This is a genomic window from Peteryoungia aggregata LMG 23059 (assembly GCF_030814435.1).
Taxonomy (GTDB): domain Bacteria; phylum Pseudomonadota; class Alphaproteobacteria; order Rhizobiales; family Rhizobiaceae; genus Allorhizobium; species Allorhizobium aggregatum.
Genome location: NZ_JAUSUW010000006.1, coordinates 210935 through 234281 on the forward strand (window position 1 = coordinate 210935; position 23347 = coordinate 234281).

16 protein-coding genes and 1 riboswitch are annotated in these 23347 nt (G+C 62.1%); of the genes, 10 read left to right on the top strand and 6 right to left on the bottom strand.

Translation table 11 applies throughout. The annotated features are described in order from the left end of the window. Positions 1-48 precede the first annotated feature (48 nt). The gene (locus J2045_RS12255; protein ID WP_307373048.1) at positions 49-1980 is read right to left on the bottom strand and encodes an LTA synthase family protein; all 1932 of its coding nucleotides are present in this window, start codon (positions 1978-1980) and stop codon (positions 49-51) included. Positions 1981-2181: 201 nt separating this feature from the next. On the opposite strand from J2045_RS12255, the gene J2045_RS12260 reads away from it, so the two are divergent. The 3 genes from J2045_RS12260 (at position 2182) to bluB (ending at position 5730) form a co-directional block, all read left to right on the top strand. Then, positions 2182-3861: an NAD+ synthase gene (locus J2045_RS12260; protein ID WP_307373049.1), complete on the top strand. Its 1680-nt coding sequence runs from the start codon at positions 2182-2184 to the stop codon at positions 3859-3861. A gap of 29 nt (positions 3862-3890) precedes the next feature. After that, positions 3891-4727, top strand: a complete 837-nt coding sequence (locus tag J2045_RS12265) for a TolB family protein (RefSeq protein WP_307373051.1) — start codon at positions 3891-3893, stop codon at positions 4725-4727. Between the two features lie 38 nt (positions 4728-4765). Next, positions 4766-4954: riboswitch (cobalamin riboswitch) on the top strand. Between the two features lie 41 nt (positions 4955-4995). Beyond that, positions 4996-5730, top strand: a complete 735-nt coding sequence (bluB, locus tag J2045_RS12270) for a 5,6-dimethylbenzimidazole synthase (RefSeq protein ID WP_307373052.1) — start codon at positions 4996-4998, stop codon at positions 5728-5730. Here bluB and J2045_RS12275 read toward each other — a convergent pair. The 4 genes from J2045_RS12275 to J2045_RS12290 form a co-directional block, all read right to left on the bottom strand. Then, complete coding sequence (locus J2045_RS12275) at positions 5687-6688, bottom strand: DUF2865 domain-containing protein (protein WP_307373053.1); 1002 nt, start codon at positions 6686-6688, stop codon at positions 5687-5689. The two genes, bluB and J2045_RS12275, sit on opposite strands and share 44 nt — an antisense overlap. 183 nt (positions 6689-6871) lie before the next feature. After that, positions 6872-7513 carry an acyl-homoserine-lactone synthase gene (locus J2045_RS12280; protein WP_307373055.1) on the bottom strand — a complete coding sequence of 214 codons (642 nt, stop codon included), beginning with the start codon at positions 7511-7513 and terminating at the stop codon, positions 6872-6874. Positions 7514-7634: 121 nt separating this feature from the next. Continuing rightward, the gene (locus J2045_RS12285; protein ID WP_307373056.1) at positions 7635-8360 is read right to left on the bottom strand and encodes a helix-turn-helix transcriptional regulator; all 726 of its coding nucleotides are present in this window, start codon (positions 8358-8360) and stop codon (positions 7635-7637) included. Positions 8361-8488: 128 nt separating this feature from the next. Continuing rightward, entirely contained in the window at positions 8489-10804 is a 2316-nt protein-coding gene (locus J2045_RS12290; protein ID WP_307373057.1) for an NADP-dependent malic enzyme, read from the bottom strand. Positions 10805-11016: 212 nt separating this feature from the next. Here J2045_RS12290 and J2045_RS12295 point away from each other — a divergent pair, with 212 nt between their 5' ends. The 5 genes from J2045_RS12295 (at position 11017) to J2045_RS12315 (ending at position 16054) form a co-directional block, all read left to right on the top strand. Continuing rightward, positions 11017-11871 (top strand): UDP-2,3-diacylglucosamine diphosphatase, encoded by an 855-nt coding sequence (locus J2045_RS12295; RefSeq protein ID WP_307373058.1) that lies wholly within the window; start codon positions 11017-11019, stop codon positions 11869-11871. 170 nt (positions 11872-12041) lie between these two features. Continuing rightward, positions 12042-13193, top strand: a complete 1152-nt coding sequence (locus J2045_RS12300; protein ID WP_307373060.1) for an ABC transporter permease — start codon at positions 12042-12044, stop codon at positions 13191-13193. 12 nt (positions 13194-13205) lie between these two features. Then, on the top strand, positions 13206-14015 hold the full coding sequence (locus J2045_RS12305; protein WP_307373061.1) for an ABC transporter ATP-binding protein: 810 nt from the start codon (positions 13206-13208) through the stop codon (positions 14013-14015). 3 nt (positions 14016-14018) lie between these two features. Beyond that, on the top strand, positions 14019-15392 hold the full coding sequence (locus J2045_RS12310) for an MlaD family protein (protein WP_307373063.1): 1374 nt from the start codon (positions 14019-14021) through the stop codon (positions 15390-15392). Between the two features lie 35 nt (positions 15393-15427). Further along, positions 15428-16054, top strand: coding sequence for an ABC-type transport auxiliary lipoprotein family protein (locus tag J2045_RS12315; RefSeq protein ID WP_370873108.1), 627 nt, complete (start codon positions 15428-15430; stop codon positions 16052-16054). Positions 16055-16164: 110 nt separating this feature from the next. On the opposite strand, the gene J2045_RS12320 is transcribed toward J2045_RS12315, so the two are convergent. Then, positions 16165-21915, bottom strand: coding sequence for an apolipoprotein A-IV repeat region-like domain-containing protein (locus J2045_RS12320; protein ID WP_307373067.1), 5751 nt, complete (start codon positions 21913-21915; stop codon positions 16165-16167). A 474-nt stretch (positions 21916-22389) separates the two neighbouring features. Between J2045_RS12320 and J2045_RS12325 the strand changes: the two genes are divergently transcribed. After that, a complete protein-coding gene (locus J2045_RS12325) occupies positions 22390-22764 on the top strand; it encodes an Hpt domain-containing protein (RefSeq protein ID WP_307373069.1) in 375 nt (124 codons plus the stop codon). A gap of 111 nt (positions 22765-22875) precedes the next feature. Then, positions 22876-23196, top strand: a complete 321-nt coding sequence (locus tag J2045_RS12330) for a 2Fe-2S iron-sulfur cluster-binding protein (protein ID WP_166599684.1) — start codon at positions 22876-22878, stop codon at positions 23194-23196. Positions 23197-23347 lie beyond the last annotated feature (151 nt).

The window sequence follows — 23347 nt, forward strand, 5'->3', positions numbered from 1 at the left end:
CGTTCAAATCGAGTTTATGGATAATTGTGATCAGAAGTAACGAACTGCTCAACTGGCCGGTTGCATCAGATCTGTTTGCTCTGGGAAGAAACGTCCAAGACCGTAGCCTTCGCCGAACATCACGTCGTGCTGCAGCAGGCGATAATCCCGGATCAGGGGATCCACGCGGCCCGACAGGGACCAGTCCGCCTGCGCCTTGTTGTTGCGACCAATCAACTGGTGACGGTCGATGACCGCGAAGCGCTCCGCCACCCGACCGAGCATGCCGGTGTAGAACGGATGGCGATAGCCGGCCATGCGCACCACATAGTGGGGCAACTGGGACGGGCTCACAGTGCCGATATCCTTCTGGACGCCACGCTTCGACGACCAGATAACCAGGGGTGTCTCATGCTCCCGCTTCATCGTGGCAACGGACGCTTTGCGCGTGGCAACGACATTGGCCATGTAACCGCTCTCGGTATAGACCGCGTTGAGCGGCGGAAGATGATCCCCGAACACAACGATGATCGTCTCCCGGCGGCGCTTCTTGGCCCAGTCCATCAGCGCCTTCAGGCTCTGGTCGGCTTCCTTCACGCCTTGAGCATAGGTGGCAAGCGCACTGGTGCTGTCGTCAGAGAGCGTGGGGGCATCCACGTCGATGGTGTTCTTGATATAGCGGTTGTGCTCGTAGGGGCCATGGCCCTGCAGCGTGACAGCGAAGAAGAAGAAGGGTTCGCGGGTGTTGTCGGCTTCCTTGATGATGTAGCGGGTCAGGGCGTCATCCGAGACGAACATGCCACGCTTGTCCATGGCAGGCATGGTTTCCTCGGAATGAAACTGCTGAAAGCCGAGCGACTTGTAGACATTGTCGCGATTCCAGAACCAGCTCTGAAAGGGGTGGAAGGCCTTGGTGACATAGCCCTTCGAACCAAAGAAGGTGGCGAGAGATGGGACCGGGCGGCGGATGTATTGCTGATACGGGATGCTGCCATATGGGAGGAAGGCGTTGGAGAAGCCGGTCAGCGCCTCGAACTCGACATTGGCAGTCATGCCGCCAAATTCAGGCGAAAACACCTGTCCCGACTGGGCTGCGCGCATTACCGGCATCGGGTCGGCGGAGTAGCGGACGCTGCTCATCTTGGTCGGGTCCCAGAGCGATTCGCTCATGACAACGATCACATCGGCCTGGCGCCCGGAGAAGAAGGAGGCCGGCAGCAGGTCGGTCTGCATATCGCTGATCGCCAAGGAGCTGTAGCCGTCCGGCGCACTGACGCTCGCCATCGGGACATTGAAGGCGAAGGCGAGCAGGAAGCCGTTATGGCGATAGTTCTCCTTCTGGTCCCACATCATGGGAACGATGTTCAATCGATCGCGGATGGCCGAAAACGACATCGGGTCCATCAGCGAGACGAAGGCAGCGATCAACGGAAAGGACACGGCGAGGCGGGCGCCTCGGCCGAGGATGTTGAGACGCGGGAAGACCTTGCGGCTCTTCCAGATCAAGGTAACGAAGGCGGCGACGAAAACCACGATGCCGATGGCAAGTCCGATCGCCTTGATCGGCTCGGCGGCGACCATCACCGGCAGAAGTTCGATGATCTGGCGACCGAACAGCAGGTCACTGGGGAAAAGCGGGTCGGAAAGAAAGAGCTGCTTCTGGCCCGAGAAGAAGGCGGGGAGCAGAGCAAGGGGACCGACGATGAGTGCCGACTGATAGGCTTTGCCGATGACGGCGTCGGAAAAGGCGAGCAGCAGGAAGACGACCCCGGCTGCCACCAGGCCCGGGCGGCTGGAGGAGGTCATGTACTCCGCCACGTCGACCAACGTCCCGCGGGCGAGGACTTCGCTTGCAACGACAATCGCGACCGCTATCAGGGCCGTGTTCACCCACTGGACGATGAGCTGGAGAACCCAGGCTGTGCTGACGTCCCGTTCGCGGATCGCACCGAATGGTTTGAAGAGGCTCGCGACTAGCGATTTCGGGCTGGGTTGGGCCACGTCGAACTCCGGGGGATGAAGCGTGTGTCATGAATGTTTCGCATAGGTGTCACACAAGTGTCATGAATGCTACATGAACCATGACGCAGAAACCTTTGTTCCCACGATTTCAGGGGGATTGGTTAGCGGCGGCGGACATTGCGGAACAAGGCGACGCGAAGTGGCGTTGCGATCGGTCACACGAGCGGCTAAATCGGTGTCATGAGCGAAGCAAAAAAGATCTCCGACGTCCTGCGCATAGCTGTGGCACAGTTCAACCCTGTTGTCGGTGACGTGACCGGCAATCTGGCCAAGGCGCGCGCTGCGCGCGCCGATGCGGCGGGGCAGGGCGCTGACCTGCTGTTGCTGACCGAGCTCTTCATCTCGGGCTATCCACCGGAAGATCTCGTCCTCAAGCCCGCGTTTCTTACCGCCTGCCTGCAGGCCGTCGAGGCCCTCGCTGCGGATACGGCCGATGGCGGTCCCGGCATAATCGTCGGTTTTCCCCGCCAGGGCGAAAAGGGGCGGCACAATTCCGTTGCTATCCTTGATGGCGGCCGGATCCTCGCCTTCCGAGACAAGATCGATCTGCCGAATTACGGCGAATTCGACGAGAAACGTGTCTTCGTCGAAGGCGAAATGCCGGGGCCCGTCAACTTCCGGGGCGTGCGGATCGGCGTGCCGATCTGCGAGGAGATCTGGAACGATCTCGGAGTCTGCGAGACGCTGGCCGAAACGGGCGCCGAGATCCTGCTGGTGCCCAATGGTTCGCCCTATTATCGCGGCAAGGTGGATGTCCGTCATCAGGTGGCACTCCGCCAGGTGATCGAGACCGGCCTGCCGATGATCTTCGCCAATCAGCTCGGTGGGCAGGACGAGCTTGTCTTTGACGGCGCGAGTTTTGCCTTCAATGGCGACAAGTCGCTCGCCTTCCAGATGAGCCAGTTCGAGGAGACCTTGTCCGTCACGACCTGGAAGCGCACGGTCGATGGCTGGCGTTGTGACCAAGGGCCGATGTCGCGCATTCCCGAGAAAGAAGAGGCCGACTACCGCGCCTGCGTGCTCGGCTTCCGTGATTATGTGAACAAGAACGGCTTCAAGAGCGTCGTGCTCGGCCTGTCCGGCGGTATCGACTCGGCCATCTGTGCGGCGATCGCCGTCGATGCATTGGGCGAGGAGCGGGTGCGCACGATCATGCTGCCCTACCGCTATACCTCCAAGGAAAGCTTTGCCGATGCCGAGGCCTGCGCCAAGGCGCTCGGCTGCCATTACGACATCGTTCCGATCCAGGAACCGGTCGAGGGCTTCCTTTCGTCGCTCTCGGACATGTTCGAGGGCACCGAAAGCGGCATCACCGAGGAGAACCTGCAGAGCCGTACGCGCGGGACGATCCTGATGGCCGTCTCCAACAAGTTCGGCTCGATGGTGGTGACGACCGGCAACAAGTCGGAAATGTCGGTCGGCTACGCCACGCTTTACGGCGACATGAATGGCGGCTTCAACCCCATCAAGGACCTCTACAAGATGCAGGTCTATGCACTCTCGGCCTGGCGCAACGAGAATGTGCCGCCGGGCGCCCTTGGACCGTCAGGTGAAGTGATCCCGCAGAATATCCTGTCCAAGGCGCCGTCTGCAGAATTGCGTCCGAACCAGACCGATCAGGATTCCCTCCCGCCCTATCCCGTTCTCGACGATATCCTCGAATGCCTCGTCGAAAAGGAAATGGGCGTCGACGAGATTGTGGCGCGTGGCCATGATGTTGCGACCGTGCATCGTGTCGAACATCTGCTCTATCTCGCCGAATACAAGCGCCGCCAGTCGGCACCGGGCGTGAAAATCACCAAGAAGAATTTCGGACGCGATCGTCGCTATCCGATCACGAACCGGTTCCGCGATCGCTGAGCGATCAGGTCCGGCCGAGAGGAAGCAGAATGCGCAGTTCCGTCGAAATCTACGACATCAATACACGCGAATGCGAGGTCGTCTGGCAGACGGAAGACCTCGTCGAGGCGCCCAACTGGTCGCGTGATGGCGAGTTCCTCGTCATCAATGGCGACGGGCTGCTCTATGCTTTGCCGCTGGATGAGGATGATCCGGAGCCGGAGCTGATCGACACCAGCTTCGCCGTCCGGCTCAACAACGATCACGGCATTTCGCCTGACGGTGCCTCGATCGCATTCTCGGACCACACGCTCTACGGCAAATCCTGCATCTACCTGCTGGGCGATGGGGACGGCGAACCGCGCCAGGTTACAGACAAGATGCCGTCCTACTGGCATGGTTGGTCGCCGGACGGGAAAGAACTCGCCTATTGCGGTGAGCGCAACGGTGCCTTCGATATCTACACGGTCTCGACCAAGGGCGGCTCCGAGAGACGGTTGACGAACGGTGAGGGGCATAATGATGGCCCCGACTATTCGCCCGATGGTGAGTGGATCTATTTCAATTCCAGCCGCACCGGCTCCATGCAGATCTGGCGTATGCGCATCGATGGGAGCGATCTGCAGCAGCTGACCTCCGACGGCTATGGTGACTGGTTTCCGCATCCGTCGCCGGATGGGAGCAAGGTGCTGTTCCTCTCCTATGACGCCGATGTTTCGGGCCACCCGCGCGACAAGCAGGTTTGGCTTCGTCTGATGGATGCCGACGGCGGCAATGTCGAAACGCTGTTCGAGTTCTTCGGAGGGCAGGGGTCGATCAACGTTCCGAATTGGTCTCCGGACGGGACAGCCTTCGCATTCGTCCGATACTTCCCGACAACGGACTGATACTGTCGCTTTTGCTCTGTCCCAGCCTGCTGCTTCCGGCTAGAAGACACCTGTCAGGTGCCTGCCTTCGGCAGGAGAATCGGGAAGCTGGCGAAAATCCGGCACGTGCCCAACGCTGTGAGGCTGACGTGATGCGCAAGGGGAAACCCGACCACTGGAGCAATCCGGGAAGGTGCGCATCAAGGATGATGCCCAGTCAGAAGACCGGCCTGACAAGATAGACCGAACCCGCGCGGACGGCGGGTGGTTGCGCATTGTGGGGATTACGATGCACGACGATCCGAACGAGTTCCTCGTCCGGGCAGCGCCCTTTGCCGATCGGGACAAGGACGCCGTCTACCGGGCCATTCATACGCGACGTGATGTCCGCGACCAGTTCAAGGCCGATCCGCTGCCGGATGATCTTGTGTGCAGGCTGCTCGAAGCCGCTCATGCGGCACCGTCAGTCGGTTTCATGCAGCCATGGAACTTCCTGCTGGTCCGCAGTTCGCAGACGCGTGGCGCTGTCTGGCAGGCTTTTCGGCGGGCCAATGAAGAGGCCGAGGCCATGTTCCCCAAGGAGCGTCGCAGTGCCTACAGGGCCCTGAAGCTTGAAGGTATCCGCAAGGCGCCCCTCAACATCTGCGTGACCTGCGATCCGGATCGTGGGGGACCGGTCGTGCTGGGGCGTACGCATGATGCGAGGATGGATGCCTTTTCTACCGTCTGCGCCATCCAGAACCTCTGGCTTGCAGCCCGGGCGGAAGGGGTCGGGCTCGGCTGGGTCAGCATATTCCATGAGGCGGAGCTGAAGACGATCCTCGGCATTCCCCCGCGCGTCCAGATCATCGGCTATCTCTGCCTCGGTTTCGTGGACGAACTCTACTGCGCGCCCGAACTGGAGGTGAAGGGATGGCGCCAGCGTCTGGCACTCGACGACCTTGTCTTCGAGGAACAGTGGGGAAGCCGGCTTTGCGGCGTCACTCCTGCAATGGCTGAGGGCCCGGTGCCGCAGGGTTCCTGAGATCGATTGTTCCCTTGTCGGGTGGCAGGAAGGCCGGACCGACACGCCTGACATTGAGGTTGGCCTCGTCGAGATCCCGTTCCAGGACCGGCGGAGCTGCCTGCGGTGGGACGGTTTTCTTGGTGGGAGCAATGTCTACCACCGAGGACTGGTAGTCCGGAACGGCCGGACGCGGTGTCATCCGCAGGTAGTATTGCTGAAGGTTGCAGGCGCAGGACGGGTCTGCGTCCGAGCGGCGGCTGCGGTAGACGAAGGCATTGGCAAGCTCACGGTAGCGACGGCCCGTCACGGCCGAGACCATGTCGACGGTCTCGCTGCGTTCCGGAGCGTGAAAGAACAACTCGGTCTCCGTGCCTGGACACATCTGCTGGCATTGGGTCGCATCGCGGGTAAAGTTCATTGCCGATGTCTGGGACGAGATCGGGAAGAAGCCACCATCGCAGGTCCGCACACACAGGGTTCGCACATTCCCGCTCGGCAGAAGGCCGATTGACGGCGCGGATCGAGCCGCCTCGCCGACGCGGTCAGGGAGATAGGGTTCGGCCAGTGTGTCGAGATAGGGTATACGTGCGGCTTCCTCGGGTTGTGATACAGCATCGGGTCCACAGCCATTGGCTTCGAGTGCCGTTACCAGGGATGCGCGGGCATCCGTCGCACGGGACGCGCGCAGGTCGGCAAGTTTGGCCGCGAGAAGGTCTCGATTGGCTTCCATGCGCGTGATCGCTGTTGCAAGGTCGCTGCAGTCATTGCCGCCATCCGGTCTGATCTCGATGATCGATGAGGAGAGGCAACGCAAGCGCCGCTGATCCTGTCTCACCTTGCGCAGTTCGAGGTTCTGCTGGGCGATAGCGCTGGCATAACTGTTGATCTCAGGCGAGGGGCCGCCCCGGTCGACAAGGACGAGACGGTCGCGCAGCCGCTCGCAGAGCGCAGAGGCGCCCACCGTGGTCGGCAGCATGGCGCCAATCCCCAAGAGCATCGCGATGGAAGTCGTTATCCTGCTCGGCACATCCTGCGTTCCGGTTGTCGTTTGCAAGGCATGACACGACCCTGACGGGACGCAGGATAGCTGAGCGATGTCCAAAATAAAATGACCGATGACGTGGCGGTCGCGCGTGCCGTGTCGCGACCGCCGGTTTGATCAGGCGGCCCGCGCTGCGGTCAGGGTCATCGGCGTCTCCAGCACGCTGCCGTCGATGGCGGCGATCGCCTTCATGCGATCCAGCAGATCCTGTGAGACCTCCCAGGACACAGCGACCGCCTGGACGACGCCGATGCGTTGCGGTTCACCGATACGGCGACCTGGGCAACCCATGCGCTTGAACATGCGCTCAAGGAAGACATCGGTCACGGTGACGATGTGGCTGAGGCCGGAGGCGAGGCCCAGTTCTCCGACGCCGCACATCAGTTCCGCAGCGGCGATGGTGACTTGGTTGCTCGCGCGGTCCTGTGAAATTGTCGGGTCGATGCAGAAGCGGCTTGATTCCCAGATCGCGGCACTGCGGATCTGGGGGCCATCGCCCAAGAGGATCGGGAAGGTGTCGTCGAGCATGTTCGGGCCGAGTGTCGGCAGAAGGCGGAGCGCACCCCGCAGGCGCCCTTCATCGCCGTATGAGAGGACGTAAAGCGGGTTGGCGCGGTCGTAATCGTCAATCTCCCAATCGTCCCGCACCTCGACCTCCCAGCCCAGCAGGTCATGGAATACGCGTTTGCGCAGCCTGTGCATGGCGTCGATGTCCGATGGAAACTGGTTGCGGCGGGTGCCGTTGATGATCCTGATCATGCTTTGCTCCTTCTTGCAGAACGGAACAGTCAGGATGCGGTTCAATGGGCCTCTCTGAAACTGACGGTGGCGACAGCTTCCGTGGTTGCAATCTGTGATACGATGGTTGGTTTGCCCCTCGTCACGGTGTCCGGGGCTCCGCGAGGCGCGGGATCAGCCCCCTCCAGACGGCCTCCGCGACGGCCTGGGCATTGTTGACGACGTCGAGCTTTTGTCGTGCATTGGCCATGAAATAGCGGATTGTGCGTTCGGAAATTCCGAGGATGACTGCCGCTTCCCAATAGCTCTTCCCGGCGGCGATCCAGGCCAAGGTCTCGCGTTCACGTCGCGTCAGCGGACTATGGGCAGCGGATGGTGAGGCCAGGTCGATGGTCGTGGTGCTGCCTATGCGGGCATGAAGCCTGCCACCGAGACTGACGAGATCCCGGTCGTTTGCCCGGCGCCAGGCCGCCAGCTGCCGACCGGTCAAGGTGGTCTGGACGAGAATGCAGCTGTGGCGCCCCGGCAGGCCCGGTAGCGGATAGGCAAGGATGACAGGGGCGTTGCCCTCCACGCCGCTCTTTGCCCACGAATCAAGCTGGACGGGCTCCAGTGCCGAAAAGGCTCTGGCGATCTGCTCGACGCCCGGCCTGCGGTGCAGGGCACGAGCGATCTGGGGCGTTTCCCGCCTCTGGCTGTGATGCAGGTTGTATGTGCGCAGGCGGCCATTGCTGATGGCGCCGTCGAGATAGGTAACGGGTCCTGTTCCGTAGGCCGCCTGAAGCCTCTGGAGGAAGGTCGAGGGGTCGAGCTTCTCCTGCTTCTCCAGCCAATCCAACACATCGAAATAAACCCCGAACTGCACCATGAACTATACCCTTGGATTCCAAGGGAAACAGTCTCACGGTTACAGCTTTGGCTTGTCCAGATGCCAGATTTCGCGGAGACGGGTGGCGGCAGAGTCTGGCACCCCCATTTTTCATCGGCGGCTTGCCGTCAGACTGCGGGGGTCGAGGCTTCGACGACGGCCAGCGCCGCCATGTTGACCACACCACGCGACGTGACGGAGGTGGAGAGGACGTGTGCAGGCATGGCGGCCCCTAACAGGATCGGGCCGACATGCAGCGCGTCCATCATGGTGCGGACAATCCCGAGCGAGATGTTTGCAGCATCGAGATTCGGGAAGGCCAGGAGGTTCGCTTCGCCTGTCAGGGTGCTGTCCGGCATGGCGCGCTTGCGCAGCACTTCAGATAGCGCCGAGCCGCCCTGCATCTCGCCGTCAACTTCAAGGTCCGGCGCCGAACTGCGAATGATCTCCAGAGCGTGACGCATCTTCGAGGCACTCGGGGAGGGGCGCGAGCCGAAATTCGAATGCGACAGGAGGGCGGCCTTCGGCGCAATGCCAAACCGGCGAATTTCCTGCGCCGCGAGGATCGTCATCTCGGCAATCTCCTCGGCACTCGGATCGTCGGTGACGAAGGTGTCGGTGAAGAAGATTGCTCCACGCTGCGAGATCAGGAGGCTCAAGCCGGAGAAGTCCCGCACGCCGGGACGCTTGCCGATGATCTGGCGTACGTCACGCAGATGGCGGTCGAAACGGCCTTCAACGCCGCAGATCAGCGCATCGGCTTCGCCGCGCTTGACGGCGAGTGCTCCGATGACCGTCGTGTTCGTGCGCACGATGGTCCTTGCCGCTTCCGGGTTGATTCCGGCGCGGCCGACAAGAGCGAAATAGTCATCGACATAGTCGCGATAGCGCGGATCGTCTTCGGGGTTGACCAGTTCGAAATCGGTGCCCGGACGGATGCGCAGGCCGTAACGCTTCAGGCGCGTTTCGATGATCTGCGGTCGGCCGATCAGGATCGGTTCGCCGATGCCGTCTTCGAGCAGCACCTGGGCTGCACGCAGCACGCGCTCATCCTCGCCTTCCGCGAAGATCACGCGCTTCTTCGATGCAATCTTGGCCGCCGCGAAGATCGGCTTCATGACGAAGCCCGAGCGGAAGACAAACCGGTTCAGCTGGTCGAGATAGGTGTCGAAGTCGGCGATCGGGCGACGGGCCACGCCGCTGTCGGCGGCTGCCTTGGCGACCGCCGGTGCGATGCGCAGGATGAGACGCGGATCGAAGGGTGACGGGATGAGATAGTCCGGGCCGAAGGTCGGCGTCTCGCCGGAATAGGCACGGGCTGCGACTTCCGAGACTTCCTCGCGGGCGAGCGCGGCGATGGCACGGACAGCCGCCATCTTCATCTCTTCGTTGATCGTCGTTGCGCCGCAATCGAGCGCGCCGCGGAAGATATAGGGGAAGCAGAGGACGTTGTTGACCTGGTTCGGGAAGTCCGAGCGGCCCGTGCAGATCATGGCGTCCGGACGCGCGGCGCGCGCATCTTCCGGCATGATCTCCGGCTTCGGGTTGGCGAGCGCCATGATCAGCGGCTTCGGCGCCATGCGTGCCAGCAGTTCCGGCTTCAGGACCCCGGCAGCAGAGAGGCCGAGGAAGACGTCGGCATCGTCGATGCTTTCGGCGAGCGCACGCTTGTCGGTCTCCTGGGCATAGACTTCCTTCCAGGGATCCATCAGCTCGTTGCGACCCTTGTAGACGAGGCCTTCGATGTCGTGAACCCAGATGTTCTCACGCTTGGCGCCGAGGATGACGAGCAGGTTGAGGCAGGCGAGCGCTGCGGCGCCGGCGCCGGACGCGACGATCTTGACGTCCTCGATCGCCTTGCCCGCGAGCTCGAGGCCGTTCAGGATGGCAGCGGCGACGATGATCGCGGTGCCGTGCTGGTCGTCATGGAAGACCGGAATGTTCATCTTGGCACGGAGCTGGTCCTCGACCTGGAAACATTCAGGGGCCTTGATGTCTTCCAGATTGATGCCGCCAAAAGTCGGCTCAAGAGCAGAGATGGTCGAGACCATTTCGTCGACTGTCGGGGCGTCAATTTCGATGTCGAAGACATCGATGCCGGCGAATTTCTTGAAAAGGACCGCCTTGCCTTCCATGACGGGCTTGGAGGCGAGCGGGCCGATGTTGCCAAGGCCGAGTACGGCCGTGCCGTTGGAAATCACGGCGACCAGGTTTGAGCGTGCCGTGTAGTCGTCGGCCGCCGCAGGATCGTCCTTGATGGCGAGGCAGGGGGCTGCGACGCCCGGCGAATAGGCGAGTGCCAAATCGCGCTGGTTGCCAAGCGGCTTCGTGGCCTGGATCTCCAGTTTTCCCGGACGCGGATAGCGGTGATAGAAGAGCGCCTGCTCGTCGAGGTCGGCGGTCGGGTTCGCAGCTTGCGGCTTGTTCTTGTCCTGGGAATTCATCGGGTCACCGGCAGTTTCTGATCTTCGGATCTGGTCTGCCCGTCATACACGAATTGACCACAAGTGGTAGACTTTAGTTCCTGCTTTTCCCCGCCGCTTTACCCGCTCTTTTCGAGGGGAATAGCCGGTTTTGCCGGCCTATCACGCCGATGTCATCTTCCTGAAACACGAGTCTGGTTAAGCGCTGTCGTGACAGCGAAGAGGACCGTGCCGTGGAAGATGCCAGCGAAACACGCCATTTCAGGACCCTGTTTATCTCGGACGTCCATCTCGGATCGAAGGCCGCCAAGACGGATTTTCTTCTGGACTTCCTGAGGACGCATGAGGCTGAGACCATCATACTGGTCGGCGACATCGTCGACGGCTGGCGTCTCAAGCGCAGCTGGTACTGGCCGCAGCAATGCAACGATGTCGTCCAGAAGCTGTTGCGCAAGGCGCGCAAGGGCACGCGGATCGTCTACATTCCCGGCAATCATGACGAATTCATGCGTGATTTTCCCGGCATCCATTTTGGCGGCATCGAAGTGGCCGAGCGCCTCATTCACGAGATGGCGGATGGCAAGAAGTATCTCGTGCTGCACGGCGACGAATTCGATGTCGTCGTCCGCAATGCCCGTCTGCTCGCCTATCTCGGCGACTGGGCCTATGACACCGCGATCGCGATCAACGTCATGCTGGCGGCGATCCGCCGCCGCCTCGGCATGCCCTATTGGTCGTTCTCTGCCTGGGCGAAGCTCCAGGTCAAGCACGCTGTCAACTTCATCGGCGAGTTTCAGCGAGTCGTCGCCGACGAGGCACGACGTGCCGAAGTGGATGGCGTCATCTGTGGCCATATCCATCACGCCGTGATGGAGGACATTGATGGCATCCACTACGTCAACACCGGAGACTGGGTGGAGAGCTGCACGGCGATCGCCGAGCATGCTGACGGGCGGCTTGAGTTGATCTCCTGGGGGCACAAGGTCAGCGAGGCGCCCGCTGGAAAGCGTCCGGTGAAGATGGTTCCGGTCCTGCTTCCGACGTCAATGCCCGAAACGGCGCAGGGCGAGGGCGTCCGCGCCGCGTGAGCAATCGATTGTTGCAAAGCGGTCAACCCTTTGGGCAATCGGCCGGGACAACGCGATTAATGGTTTGCAAAGGATTTCTTCTGCCGCGGCGATGGTTATAGTGTGCAGCCATCTGTCATGTGATTTGCGCAACCGGGTCGTCCGGCGCGGATTTGGAAGTAGTCGCCACCTTGAGTCCGGTTGAGCCTGAAAACGCACGCATCGAGATCGATAAGCAGCCGGACGGGAACGGTCGGCTGATCCGGCTTGTCGGTCGTTGGAAGAACAACAGTCTCTCAGCAATGATCAAGTCGGCCGGTCCGTTGATCGATGGCGCTGGCACGACGTCGGAAACGATCGATCTCAGCGGCGTTACCGGCATGGATACCGCTGGTGCCTGGCTCATCCGTCGTTTCGTCACCGAGCAGCGGGCGCAGGGACGATCCGTGGAGATCGTCGGTGGGTCGGCGGGTATGCGACAGCTCATCGAGGCGCTTCCCGAAGCCGTCACGCCGCCGGAGAAGCCGATCGACCGCCGAAATCTGTTCGAGCGGATCTTCGAACCTGTCGGACGCGTGACCATCAGCCTGTGGGATGACATGGTCGCGATGATGTTCGTGCTGGGCTCGGCGGTGCGGGGTGCGCAGACGAAGCTCGGTCGCGGCGCCGGTGTCTCTCCTGCCTCGGTCGTCAACCAGCTCGACCACATGGGGGTGCGCGCTGTTCCGATCATCGTCCTGATGTCCTTCCTGATCGGCGCCATCATTGCGCAGCAGGGGGCGTTCCAGCTCCGGTATTTCGGAGCGGAAGTTTTCGTCGTTGACCTCGTCGGCATCCTGCAACTGCGCGAGATCGGCGTGCTTCTGACGGCGATCATGATCGCGGGCCGCTCGGGAAGTGCCATTACCGCGGAAATCGGCTCGATGAAGATGCGCGAGGAAATCGACGCGCTGAAGGTCATTGGTCTCAATCCGATCGGCGTTCTGGTGTTTCCGCGCCTCGTCGCGCTCACCATCGCGCTGCCGCTTCTGACCATCGTCGCCAATTTCTCGGCGCTCTACGGCGCCGCCGTGGTGGCCTGGGCCTATTCGGGCATCACCTTCGACGTGTTCATCACCCGTCTGCACGAAGCGGTGGACTATTCGACGCTCGCAACCGGGATGATCAAGGCGCCCTTCATGGCACTCATCATCGGCATCATCGCGGCGGTCGAGGGCATGAAGGTCGGCGGCAGTGCCGAATCGCTCGGTCGCCACGTGACCGCCTCGGTGGTCAAGTCGATTTTCGTCGTCATCCTCGTGGACGGGCTGTTTGCCATGTTCTACGCAGCCATCGATTTCTGAGGAGGGTGGACGATGCAGCAGACGCGCTCCGAAGCACGGGAAGTCGTTCTTTCGGTCAAGGACCTCACCGTCGGCTTCGGCGAGAAGATCGTTCTGGACAAGCTCAACCTCGACATCTACCGCGGTGAGATCCTCGGTTTCGTCGGGGCCTCTGGTGCGGGCAAGTCCGTTCTGATGCGCACCGTGTTGCGTCTTCTGCCGCGCCGTTCGGGTTCCATCGAGATCCTTGGCGCAGATTATGACGCCGTCGACGAAGTACAGCGCATCGCACTCGACACGCGCCTTGGGGTTCTTTTCCAGCACGGCGCCCTATTTTCGGCATTGACCGTGAAGGAGAACATCCAGCTGCCGATGCGCGAATACCTGGACCTGCCGCAATGGCTGATGGACGAGCTCGCCTATCTGAAGATCGAGCTTGTCGGCCTGAAGCCGGATGCTGCGGACAAGTATCCGTCTGAACTCTCCGGCGGCATGATCAAGCGCGCGGCCCTTGCGCGTGCGCTGGCGCTCGATCCCGATCTCGTCTTCCTCGACGAGCCGACGTCGGGGCTCGATCCGATCGGGGCCGCTGAATTCGATGAATTGATCGCCCAATTGCGCGATACCCTTGGATTGACGGTCTATATGGTGACCCACGATCTCGACAGCCTGTTCTCCGTCTGCGACCGTATTGCGGTTCTCGGACAGAAACGTGTGCTGGTCGAGGGGACACTGGACGACATGCTCGCCTTCGACGATCCGTGGGTGCAATCCTATTTCAGGGGCAAGCGTGCCCGTTCCATTCCCCGGCCGGAGCCTTCCGGCGGACATCCGGTAAAGTGAGCCATGGAAACCAAAGCCAATTACGCCATAGTCGGATTTTTCACGATGCTTGTCATCGGGGCCGCCTTTGGTTTCGTCTATTGGATGGCCGAATATGGTCGAGGCGGTCCGATGGCGCCGCTCGCCATCCGCATTCCGGGATCGGCCAACGGGCTTAGCGTCGGTTCGCCGGTGCGCTTCAACGGCATCTCGGTCGGCTCGGTTCGCAACCTCTATATCGACAATGAGGATCCGAATTTCTCTGTTGCCTTCACCGAGGTGCGCGAGGATGCCCCGGTCACGTCGGGGACGAAGGCGGTGCTTGAGATCCAGGGGTTGACGGGTGCGGCATACATCGAGCTTTCGGGCGGTGGCCCTGGCTCCGGCGAGGCAATTCTGGCTCGCGCCATTGATACCGGCGAGCCGGCGATCCTGACGGCCGAGCAGTCGAGCGTCACAAATCTGCTTTCCACGGCAGACCGCATCCTGCAGCGCGCCGACGGTGCTGTTGCCGAATTGCAGGGCTTTATCGCCGATGCACGAGCGCCGCTGACCAATACGGTGCGCAACGCGGAGACCTTCTCGAAGTCGCTGGCGGACAATGCCAAGGGCATCGACGAATTCCTCAAGAGTGTCAGCTCCCTGTCGGATTCCGTCTCCGGTCTTTCCGGTCGTCTCGACTCGACGCTGGGTGCGGCGGAAGACCTCTTCAAGGCGCTGAACTCCGACAAGATCGACCAGATCCTCAGCAATACCGAGCGCGCGACTGCAAGTTTCGCTCAGGCGTCTGACAAAATTGGGCCCGCAATCGATAGCTTCCGGGAAACTGCCGATACGTTCCAGCGCTTCGGCAACAATGCGGATCAGACCCTGCAGAAGGTTTCGAAGCTGATCGACGCCGTCGACAGCCAGAAAATCGGTCAGGTGGTGGACAATGTATCGGTCGCATCTTCCGATGCCCGCGAGGCGATTGCGGGGTTCAAGGATCTGTCGACCAGCATCACAGGCCGTCGCGATGACATCAACAAGGCGATAGACGATTTCACCCAGCTTGCCAATCGTCTGAACACTTCGTCTCAGCAGGTCGATGGCATCCTCAAGAAGGTCGATGCCTTCCTCGGCTCGGGCGATGCCAATTCGCTCAGCGTTGAGGCGCGCAAGACGCTGGAAGCCATCCGGATGACGGCTGAAAACCTCAATGCGCAGATCGGGCCGATCGCAGCCAATCTGCAGCGTTTCTCTGCCACCGGGCTTCGTGACATCCAGACGCTGGTCAACGACACCCGCCAGACTGTGCGCGGACTGAATGATGCCATCACCAATTTCGACCAGGACCCCCAGCGCCTGCTCTTTGGCGGCGATACGGTCAAGGAATATGACGGGAGGATCCGCCGATGACGGGGGCGACCGGAAAGGACGAGGGAATGGATAGGATGCACGCCGGTGGTTCGATCGTGACGAGGCGAATTCGGCGCCTGCTGACGGCCTCGCTACTCGTTCCTTGCCTTGGGCTCGGTCTCACCGCCTGTGGCTCCAAGGCGGCAAATGACACCTTCGATCTGGCCGTTTCCGCGAGCCCGGTCACGACCTCTGCCAGTGCACGCAACCGACAGCTGCTCGTGGCAGATCCCTCCGCGCTGAAAGCTCTGGACAGCGAGCAGATCCTTGTCCGGGTTGCCGGAGCGGAGATCCGATACCTGTCGCAGTCGCAATGGAGTGATCGCCTGACACGCGTCGTGCAGTCGAAGCTCGTCGAGGCCTTTGAGAACAGTGGGCGCCTGGGTGGCGTCGGCCGACCGGGGCAGGGCCTCGCGATCGATTTCCAGCTGATTACCGATGTCCGCGCCTTCGAGATAGCCACTGAAGGCGGTGATCGTGGGGTCGTCGAGATCTCGGCAAAGATTCTCAACGACCGAAATGGCACGGTGAAGGCACAGCAGGTCTTCCGTGCCGAGGTCCCTGCGGGCGGTTCGGACAATGGGGCTTACGTGGCTGCGCTCGACCGGGCCTTCGCCCGGGTTACCGGCGAGATCGTCGCCTGGACACTGCAATCCATCTGAGCTTGCGCAGATTGAGGCGTTAGCGACAAAAGAAAACCCCGGATCCTCTTCGCGATCCGGGGTTTTTCATTGTCTGAGCGAGAGCCGTTTGGCTGGCCCCCGTTCTTTCATCAGCTGAAGCGGCCAGCCGCGTGGGCGAGCATCGTGTAGACCTTGCCCGTGTCCGAGGTCAGATACGACTGAGTGATCGACTTGTCGCGATCGGTGCGGGCAACGTCTGCGAGCAGCTTCTCGAAGTCGGCGATATAGCGGTCTACGGCGACGCGGAATTCCGGTTCGCGGTCATACTTCCGCTTGATCTCGTCGAAGGTCTGCTGGCCCTTCAGCGTGTAGAGCCGGCGAGTGAAGATGTCGCGCTCGCCCCGCTGATAGCGCCGCCACAGATCGACAGAGGCGTCGTGGTCGATCGCACGGGCAATGTCGACCGAAAGCGAGTTCAGCGATTCGACCATGTGGCGCGGATTGCGGGTGTCGCCCTGACGGGCCGGCTGGCTTTCGGCGACCGGACGCTGGGCGGCGGGTGCCGGTCGGGTGGGGGCTGCCGTTTCTGCCGGCTCTTCACGCGAGGCGCCACGCAGGAGGTCGCTGATCCAGCCGCCGCCTTCGGCGCGCGTGGTGGCGGCCGTTGACGGTGTATAGGCATCGGTTGCGCCGAGGCTGCCGCGCAGGCCGAGGTTCTCGGTCGGGCGCGCCGGCGGCTGCGGCTGCGCTGCAACCGGCTGACGGCGGACAGGCTCCGGCTGGGCTTCCGCCAGTCGGCGTGCCACAGGCTCGGAGATCTCCAGGGTCTGGCTGGTGCGTCCGACGAGCTGCGAAATGTCCTGCAGGGCCTTGATCTGTTCCGCCACGGCGCGGCGCATCTGGGACGCACTTTCCTTGGCTTCCTCGGGAAGGTCGAAGGCACCGCGCTTCAGTTCGCTGCGCGTCAGGTCGAGCTCCTTGCGAATGTCGACAGCCGAGCGACGGATCTCGTCGGTGGCGCCGGCAAAGCGGGCCACGGCGTCGTTGACGGCCCCCTGCATCGCTTCGCGAAGGGCGGCAGCAGCACCTTCCGACTTGCGCCCGGCTTCACCGAGCAGACGGTCGATGTCGTTCAGCGAGACCGCCAGCCCACCGCGCAGGCGGTTTGCGAGTTCACCCGAACGCTTCTCGGCTTCCGACAGCGTCTTGTCGATCGAGACCTGCGCTTCCTGTTCAGCAGAAAGCAGGGCATTGCGCATGTTGGTTGCAGTGATCTGCGCTTTCTTTTCGGTTTCGCCGAGCACCTGTCCGATGTCGGAGAAGGAGGCCTGGACGCTTTCGCGCATGTTGGCCGCAGTGGATTGTGCCCGCTTTTCCGTCTCGCCAAGGATCTGGCCGATATCGGTAAAGGATGCCTGTACACTTTGGCGCAGATTGCCGGCCATCTGACCGGAGCGTTGTTCGGCGCGGTCGAAGGCGGTTTCGACCATCTTGCCGAGCCCCTGCATGGTGGTCTCGATTTCCTCAGACCGCTTGACGAGGCCGATAGAGAGATCACGCAGCGCCTGCTGGCGTTCTTCGAGCGTGCCCACGAGGTTGGACTGGGCGGCCGACAGAAGTTCGGACGCCTTGCCGAGGACCTGGGTGTGGTCGCCGAAACGGCTGACGATCGAGGAGACCTGCTGCAGCGTTTCGCCGGAGACAGCCGTCAGGCGGCCCAGCTTGTCGTCGAGCAGGCGATTCGATGTCGACAGCATGTCGGTCGCCTGGGTCGCCGTCTCGCTGAAGCGGTTGGCGGTGGCGCCGAGGCGGCTGTCGAGAGAACCGATGCTCTGTACGGCCTGGTCGATCATCGAAGAAAGTCCGGCATTGCTGTCGCCGAGGCGTTCGATGAGCTGCGAGGCGCTGGCGACGAGGTTTTGCTCGGCATTGCCGAGCGTCGCGACCGCGCGATCGGTGCGCTGGCTGATCGCATCGACGAGGGCTGCATTTTCGCTGCGCAGGCGCTCGGCACTCTGTTCGGCTGCCGCCGTGATCTGGTCGGCGGCGGCGCGACCGGTCTCGGCGTAAGCGGCGACGACCGGTGCGGCCTTCTCGTCGATCAGGCGCGACAGTTCGGCCGACCGGGTTGACAGCATCGAGTTCAGCTCGCGGGTGCGGTCGTCGAGCACCGAGCGGATCGAATTGCCGCGGGCTTCGAGAGCCTTCTCGACCGCGTCCATGGTGGTCGCGAGTTCCTGCGTATTGCCGGAGATCGCATCGCGGATCGCGGCGGCGCGCTGTTCCAGCGTCGTGCTGACCTCGCCGAGCGTGCCGGAGAGGTTGGCAACCTGGGCGCTGACCAGCGCTTCGGCCTGGGTCACCTTGTTGCTGATGATGTCACCGGCCTGCGAGAAGGTCTCGGCAATGGTCGCGGCCTGGCCTGCCAGTCGGTTCTGTGTCTCTGTGATACGCCGCGCGAGGTCTTCGGAGCGCTCCTCGACCGTGCGGTTCAGTTCGGCGCTGCGTTCGCCGATCTGTTCGGCAAATTGCGCCGTGGTTTCCGTCAGGCGATCGACGGAGCGCTGGGCTTCCGTATCGAGGTCGCGGGCAGCGTCGGTGACGGCGCTGCGCAGTGCGGTTGCGAGACCCGCAGCCTTGCCTTCGATCGTGCGGTTGACGTTTTCCAGGCCGATGTTGAGGGCGCGGTCCATCGTGGCGAGGCGCTCTTCGATGATCGGCGTGCGGCTGTCAAAGGTCTCGGCAACACGATTGGTCCCTTCGTCCAGGACCTGGGCGACCCGCATGCTGGCTTCGTCGCCAACCCGCTCGATGGCGGCAACCTTGTCGTCGAGGCGGGCCGCGAACTTCTCGCCGGCATCGTTGACGCGGGCATCCACACCGTCGAGGCCATTGCGCAGACGGTCTTCCAGCGTGCCGAGGCTCTGCTCGATCCGCGTGCTCGTCTCGTCGAGACGGCTGGTCATGCCGGAGACGGACTGTTCGACGGTGCCCGAGAAGCCCTGTGCCGAGCGTGTGATGTCGTCGGCAGCGTCACGGATCTGATCCGTCAGGGCGCCGGCGGTCCCGCGAAGCCGCTCATCGAGCGCACGGCTTGAGTCGTCGATCGCCTTGCGGAGGCTTTCCTCGTGGTCTTCGAGGCTCATCTCGAGCATGCCCGTGCTCGCTGCGATCGATGCGCCGATCGAGGTGGCGTGTTCGCCGAGGCTCGAGTCGAGCGAATGGCGCGCGTCGTTCAGGGTCAGGGCGATCGCCTGCGTACGGTCGTCGAGGGTGGCCCGGATGCGCTCGTGTGTATCCACCAGTCGTCCGTCGATCGCGGCGACGCCATGATTGATGGTCTCGGCGATCCTGTCGGTGTTCTCGCCAAGTGTGGCAGCCAGAGAGCCCGTCGCCATCTCCAGGCTGGAGCGCAGGCCTGCACTGGTCTCGGCGATGCGTCCGTCGATCTCACTGACGCCGGACTTCAGCGTGTCGGCAATGCGGCTTGAAGTGTCCTCAAGCGTGTGGGCGATCGCGCTCGACGCGTTGGTCAGCATTTCGCCAAGGTTTCGCTCGCTGCCGCCAAGCTTGGCATCCAGTTCGCCGATCCCGGAGGCGAGGGTGTCCGAGATGCGGCCGGCCGTGTGGCCAAGACTGCGTTCGATGTCGCTGCTCGCATCTTCCAGGGTGGAGGAGAGGTAGGAGGTGTGGCTGGCAAGCGAAAGCTCCAGACGCTCCTGGTTATCGCCATAGGCGTTGCGAATTGCTTCGGCCTTTTCGGCAAAAGCTGTATCGATACGGCGGTCCGCATCCGCGACCGTCTCGATGATGGCGGATGCGCGCTGGCTCAGTGTCTCGTCGATACGACGCTGGCTGTCGTTCAGGGTTTCCGCGAGATCCTGGCTGCGCGCTGTCAGGGTAAGGTCGAGTTCAAGGCTCTTGGTGTTGAGCTGATCGATCAGGTGTTCGCTCTTGTCCTCGACGAGCGCGGCAATCCCGCGTGCCTTGCCATCAAGGGTCTCGGCAAAGCGATCCTGATTGGCTTCGAGGGCGTTGACGATGTGTTCGGCGCGGCTCGACAAGGTCTGTTCGAAGCGTGTCTGATTGTCGGTGAGGGCACTGTAAATCGAACCGCTGCGCTCTTCCATCACCTGGTCAATGCGGCGCTGAGCGTTTTCCAGGCTCTCCGTCAATGCTGCCGCGCGGGCCGACATCGCGTCTGCGATTTCCTGTGCGCGGTCGGACATCGTGCTGTCGAGCATGTCCTGGCTGGTGCTCAGCGTCATCGCGAGTGCCAGGGATTGGTCGGTGAGTGTCGATCCGAGGCGCTCGATACTGGAATTCAGGATGCCGCTGATCGAATCGGTGCCGCCGTTGACCGTCTCGTTGATGCGCGCGAGGCTTTCCATAAGCTTGCTGTCGAGCGATCCCGAGCGCTGGTCGAAGGCGCTGGCAAATTCGGCGACACGCTGGTCGAAGGTCGCGTTGATCTGGCCGATCGTCGTCTGGAAGCGGTCTTCGAACAAACCGGAGCGCAGATCGAGGTCAACGATGGCGTCGTCGGCGCTCGCCTGAAGGCTCTGGCGGAAGCTGCGACCGCGTTCGTCCAGCGAGCTGTTGAGGCGCGACAATACATCGTCGAGTGACGAGGAGATCGAATTTTCGCTGCCCTTCAGGGTTTCGGCGATGTCGCGTGTCCGCTCGACCAGCGTCTCGTTCAGCTGGCGCGCCCGTTCGTTCAGCGCTGCATTCAGCTTCTCGGTATTGGCGTCGAGCGTGGAGGCGCGGGTTTCGAATTCACCCAGCAGTTCACGACCGCGCTGGCTGAGCGTCGAAGTCAGCGTCTTCAGCTGGGTGTCGAACTCGCTGGACAGCGACATGCCGGAGGCAGCCAGCGTCTGCACCATGCCTTCGGTCTTGTGGGCGAGCAGCGATCCGAGTGCCGTCACGGCCGCGTCGGATTTCTCCATGATCGTCGCGGCGCGCATGTCGATCATCGAGGCGAAGGCTTCGCCCGACGTCTGCAGGCGTACGGAGATCTCTTCCGTTGCGAGCGACAGTTCTTCCTTCAGCTGCTCGTGGGCGCCGACGATCGAGGAGCGAATGCGCTCGGCATGATTGACGATCGCGTCGCGCTCGGCGCCGAGTTCGTGCACCAGGCCGCGGACCCGCAATTCGTTGTCCGTGTAGCTGCGTTCGAGGGCGGTCACTTCGGAATGGACGAGTGTCTCAAGTTCCGTGGCGCGGGCGATGGTACGCTCGATACCTTCGTTCATCGCCGAGACTTCGCGCCGCACGGCCTGGCCGACGGTCATGATGCGTTCGGAGGCAATGGTTTCCGGCTCGGCCAGTCGCAATGCCACCTCTGCCATCGAACGGGCGGCGTTGCGCAGGTCATGGGCGCGGGCCATCATGATGGCGAAGGCAAAGAACAGCATGATCGGCAGGAAGGTGCCGACGACGATGGCGACGACGCCGGGCATGGCAACAATGTCGGCCACCGTCGGGGCCTGCCATATGACGCTGCCGTAGAGAAGTTGCGTCAGACCCAGCGCACCGAGCACCCACAGGGCGGAAACGATCGCGGCATTGCGCAGCGCGGCCGTCAGCGAGGCGCCGTCGAGTGATTTCAGGATTGCAGCCGGCGTGCGTCGCGATCCGTCGTTGGCGGGCGAAAAGGCGGGCGCTTTCGGGGCCGGCTCTGGATTGAGTTCGCCGGCGCGTGCGGAACGACGATCGATCGTCTTCTTCGAGGCGGGACGCGGGATACTGTCAGACACAGGTGCCTCCGGAGCGTGCGCTTGGGATCGAGCCTTCTTGGGCGCGGGGGCTTCCTCACCGTCGAAATCAATGCTCAGGGCCGCCTCGAGAGCCTGGAACGCGTTCTCGTCAATCGAGTCGGTCTTCTTGTTCGCCATAGGGTTACGCCTCGTTACAGCTTACTCTCGGCAGGTCGGACATCCGCTGCGATGCCGCTCATCGCCTGGCTCCATCCGGATCCCGCCGTTCACTTGAAGCTCCGCCTGCCGCCACGCCAGACGAAACCCCTTCTTGTCGCAGATCGTCTGCTGCCCGGTCGGCATTCCTGCCGGAAGTAGTAGCACCGACGGGCCGCCGGACAAAGTTCACGCAAACTTGCCCAATCAACCGTATCGTACTGACACATTTGGTCATCCGATACAATTAATGCACTCCCGGCGCCTACGCGTGTCCGGGTCTTGTTAACAGTATTTCAATCAAGGTTTCGGTCGAAAAGCCAGTCCATGCCGGGGTTTAATCCGCGTTAACCATAGAGCGAGCTTTTTCGCGGGGTCCACTGCGTTTTTAACGGCATCGGCACCATCGAACCGCAATCTGCATGCACCAAGAACAAGAAGACAAGGATCACGGGCATGGCAGCCGCAGTCAATATTGCTTTCGAGACACCCGATAACCTCAACGGTCTGACGCCGTCGCAGCAGCGTCCGATTGATCTCGTACATCTTGCCACCCAGACCAAAGGGGACAAGGCAGTCGAATTGGAAATCCTCCAGATGTTTGCCCGTCAGGCCAGAGGATGTCTCGTCGCGCTGACCGATCATCGCAGCAAGCTTGAAGTCAAGTCCGCCGCGAATCGTCTCCGGGGCGCCGCAATGGCCGTTGGTGCGCTTCGCGTCGCAGGTGCCGCCGATCTCGTTGAAACGAATGGCCCCAGCGCGGATGCGCTCGCTTCCGTTGCTGCTGCTGTTCTCGAAGCCGAGCACTTCATCCTGAAGCTTGCCCGCTAAGCGCGACCGGCCGACGTCTGCCGCACCTCGCCCTGCCGTGAGTTGACTGGCCTTCCGATTTGGGGGATGACTTCGCCGGTTTTTCAACAGGCGAAGTCTGGACAGGCAATCATGGCAAACATCAGCATCATCGCATTTGACGGCACACGCTTCGACATCGTGGCAGCCGAGGGCTCCACGGTCATGGAGAATGCCGTACGCAATTCGGTCCCCGGGATCGATGCGGAGTGCGGCGGTGCCTGCGCCTGTGCCACCTGTCATGTCTATGTGGATGAAGCGTGGACCGAAAAGACCGGTCAGCCCTCGCCGATGGAAGAGGACATGCTCGATTTTGCTGTCGACGTCCGTCCGACGTCGCGCCTTTCCTGTCAGATCAAGGTGACTGCGGGGCTCGACGGCCTCGTGGTCCATGTTCCTGAACGCCAGGGCTGAGGCCGACTGCCAGCGCTACCGACCAAAAAAGGCCCCGCTTCCGTTGTGCGAAAGCGGGGCAAGCGGGCGCATCGCCAAACAGGCGAGGGAGGAAGCACCTGTGGCACCAGGACGCGCCGGGAGAACGGGGAAATCGGGAACGCCTAAACAA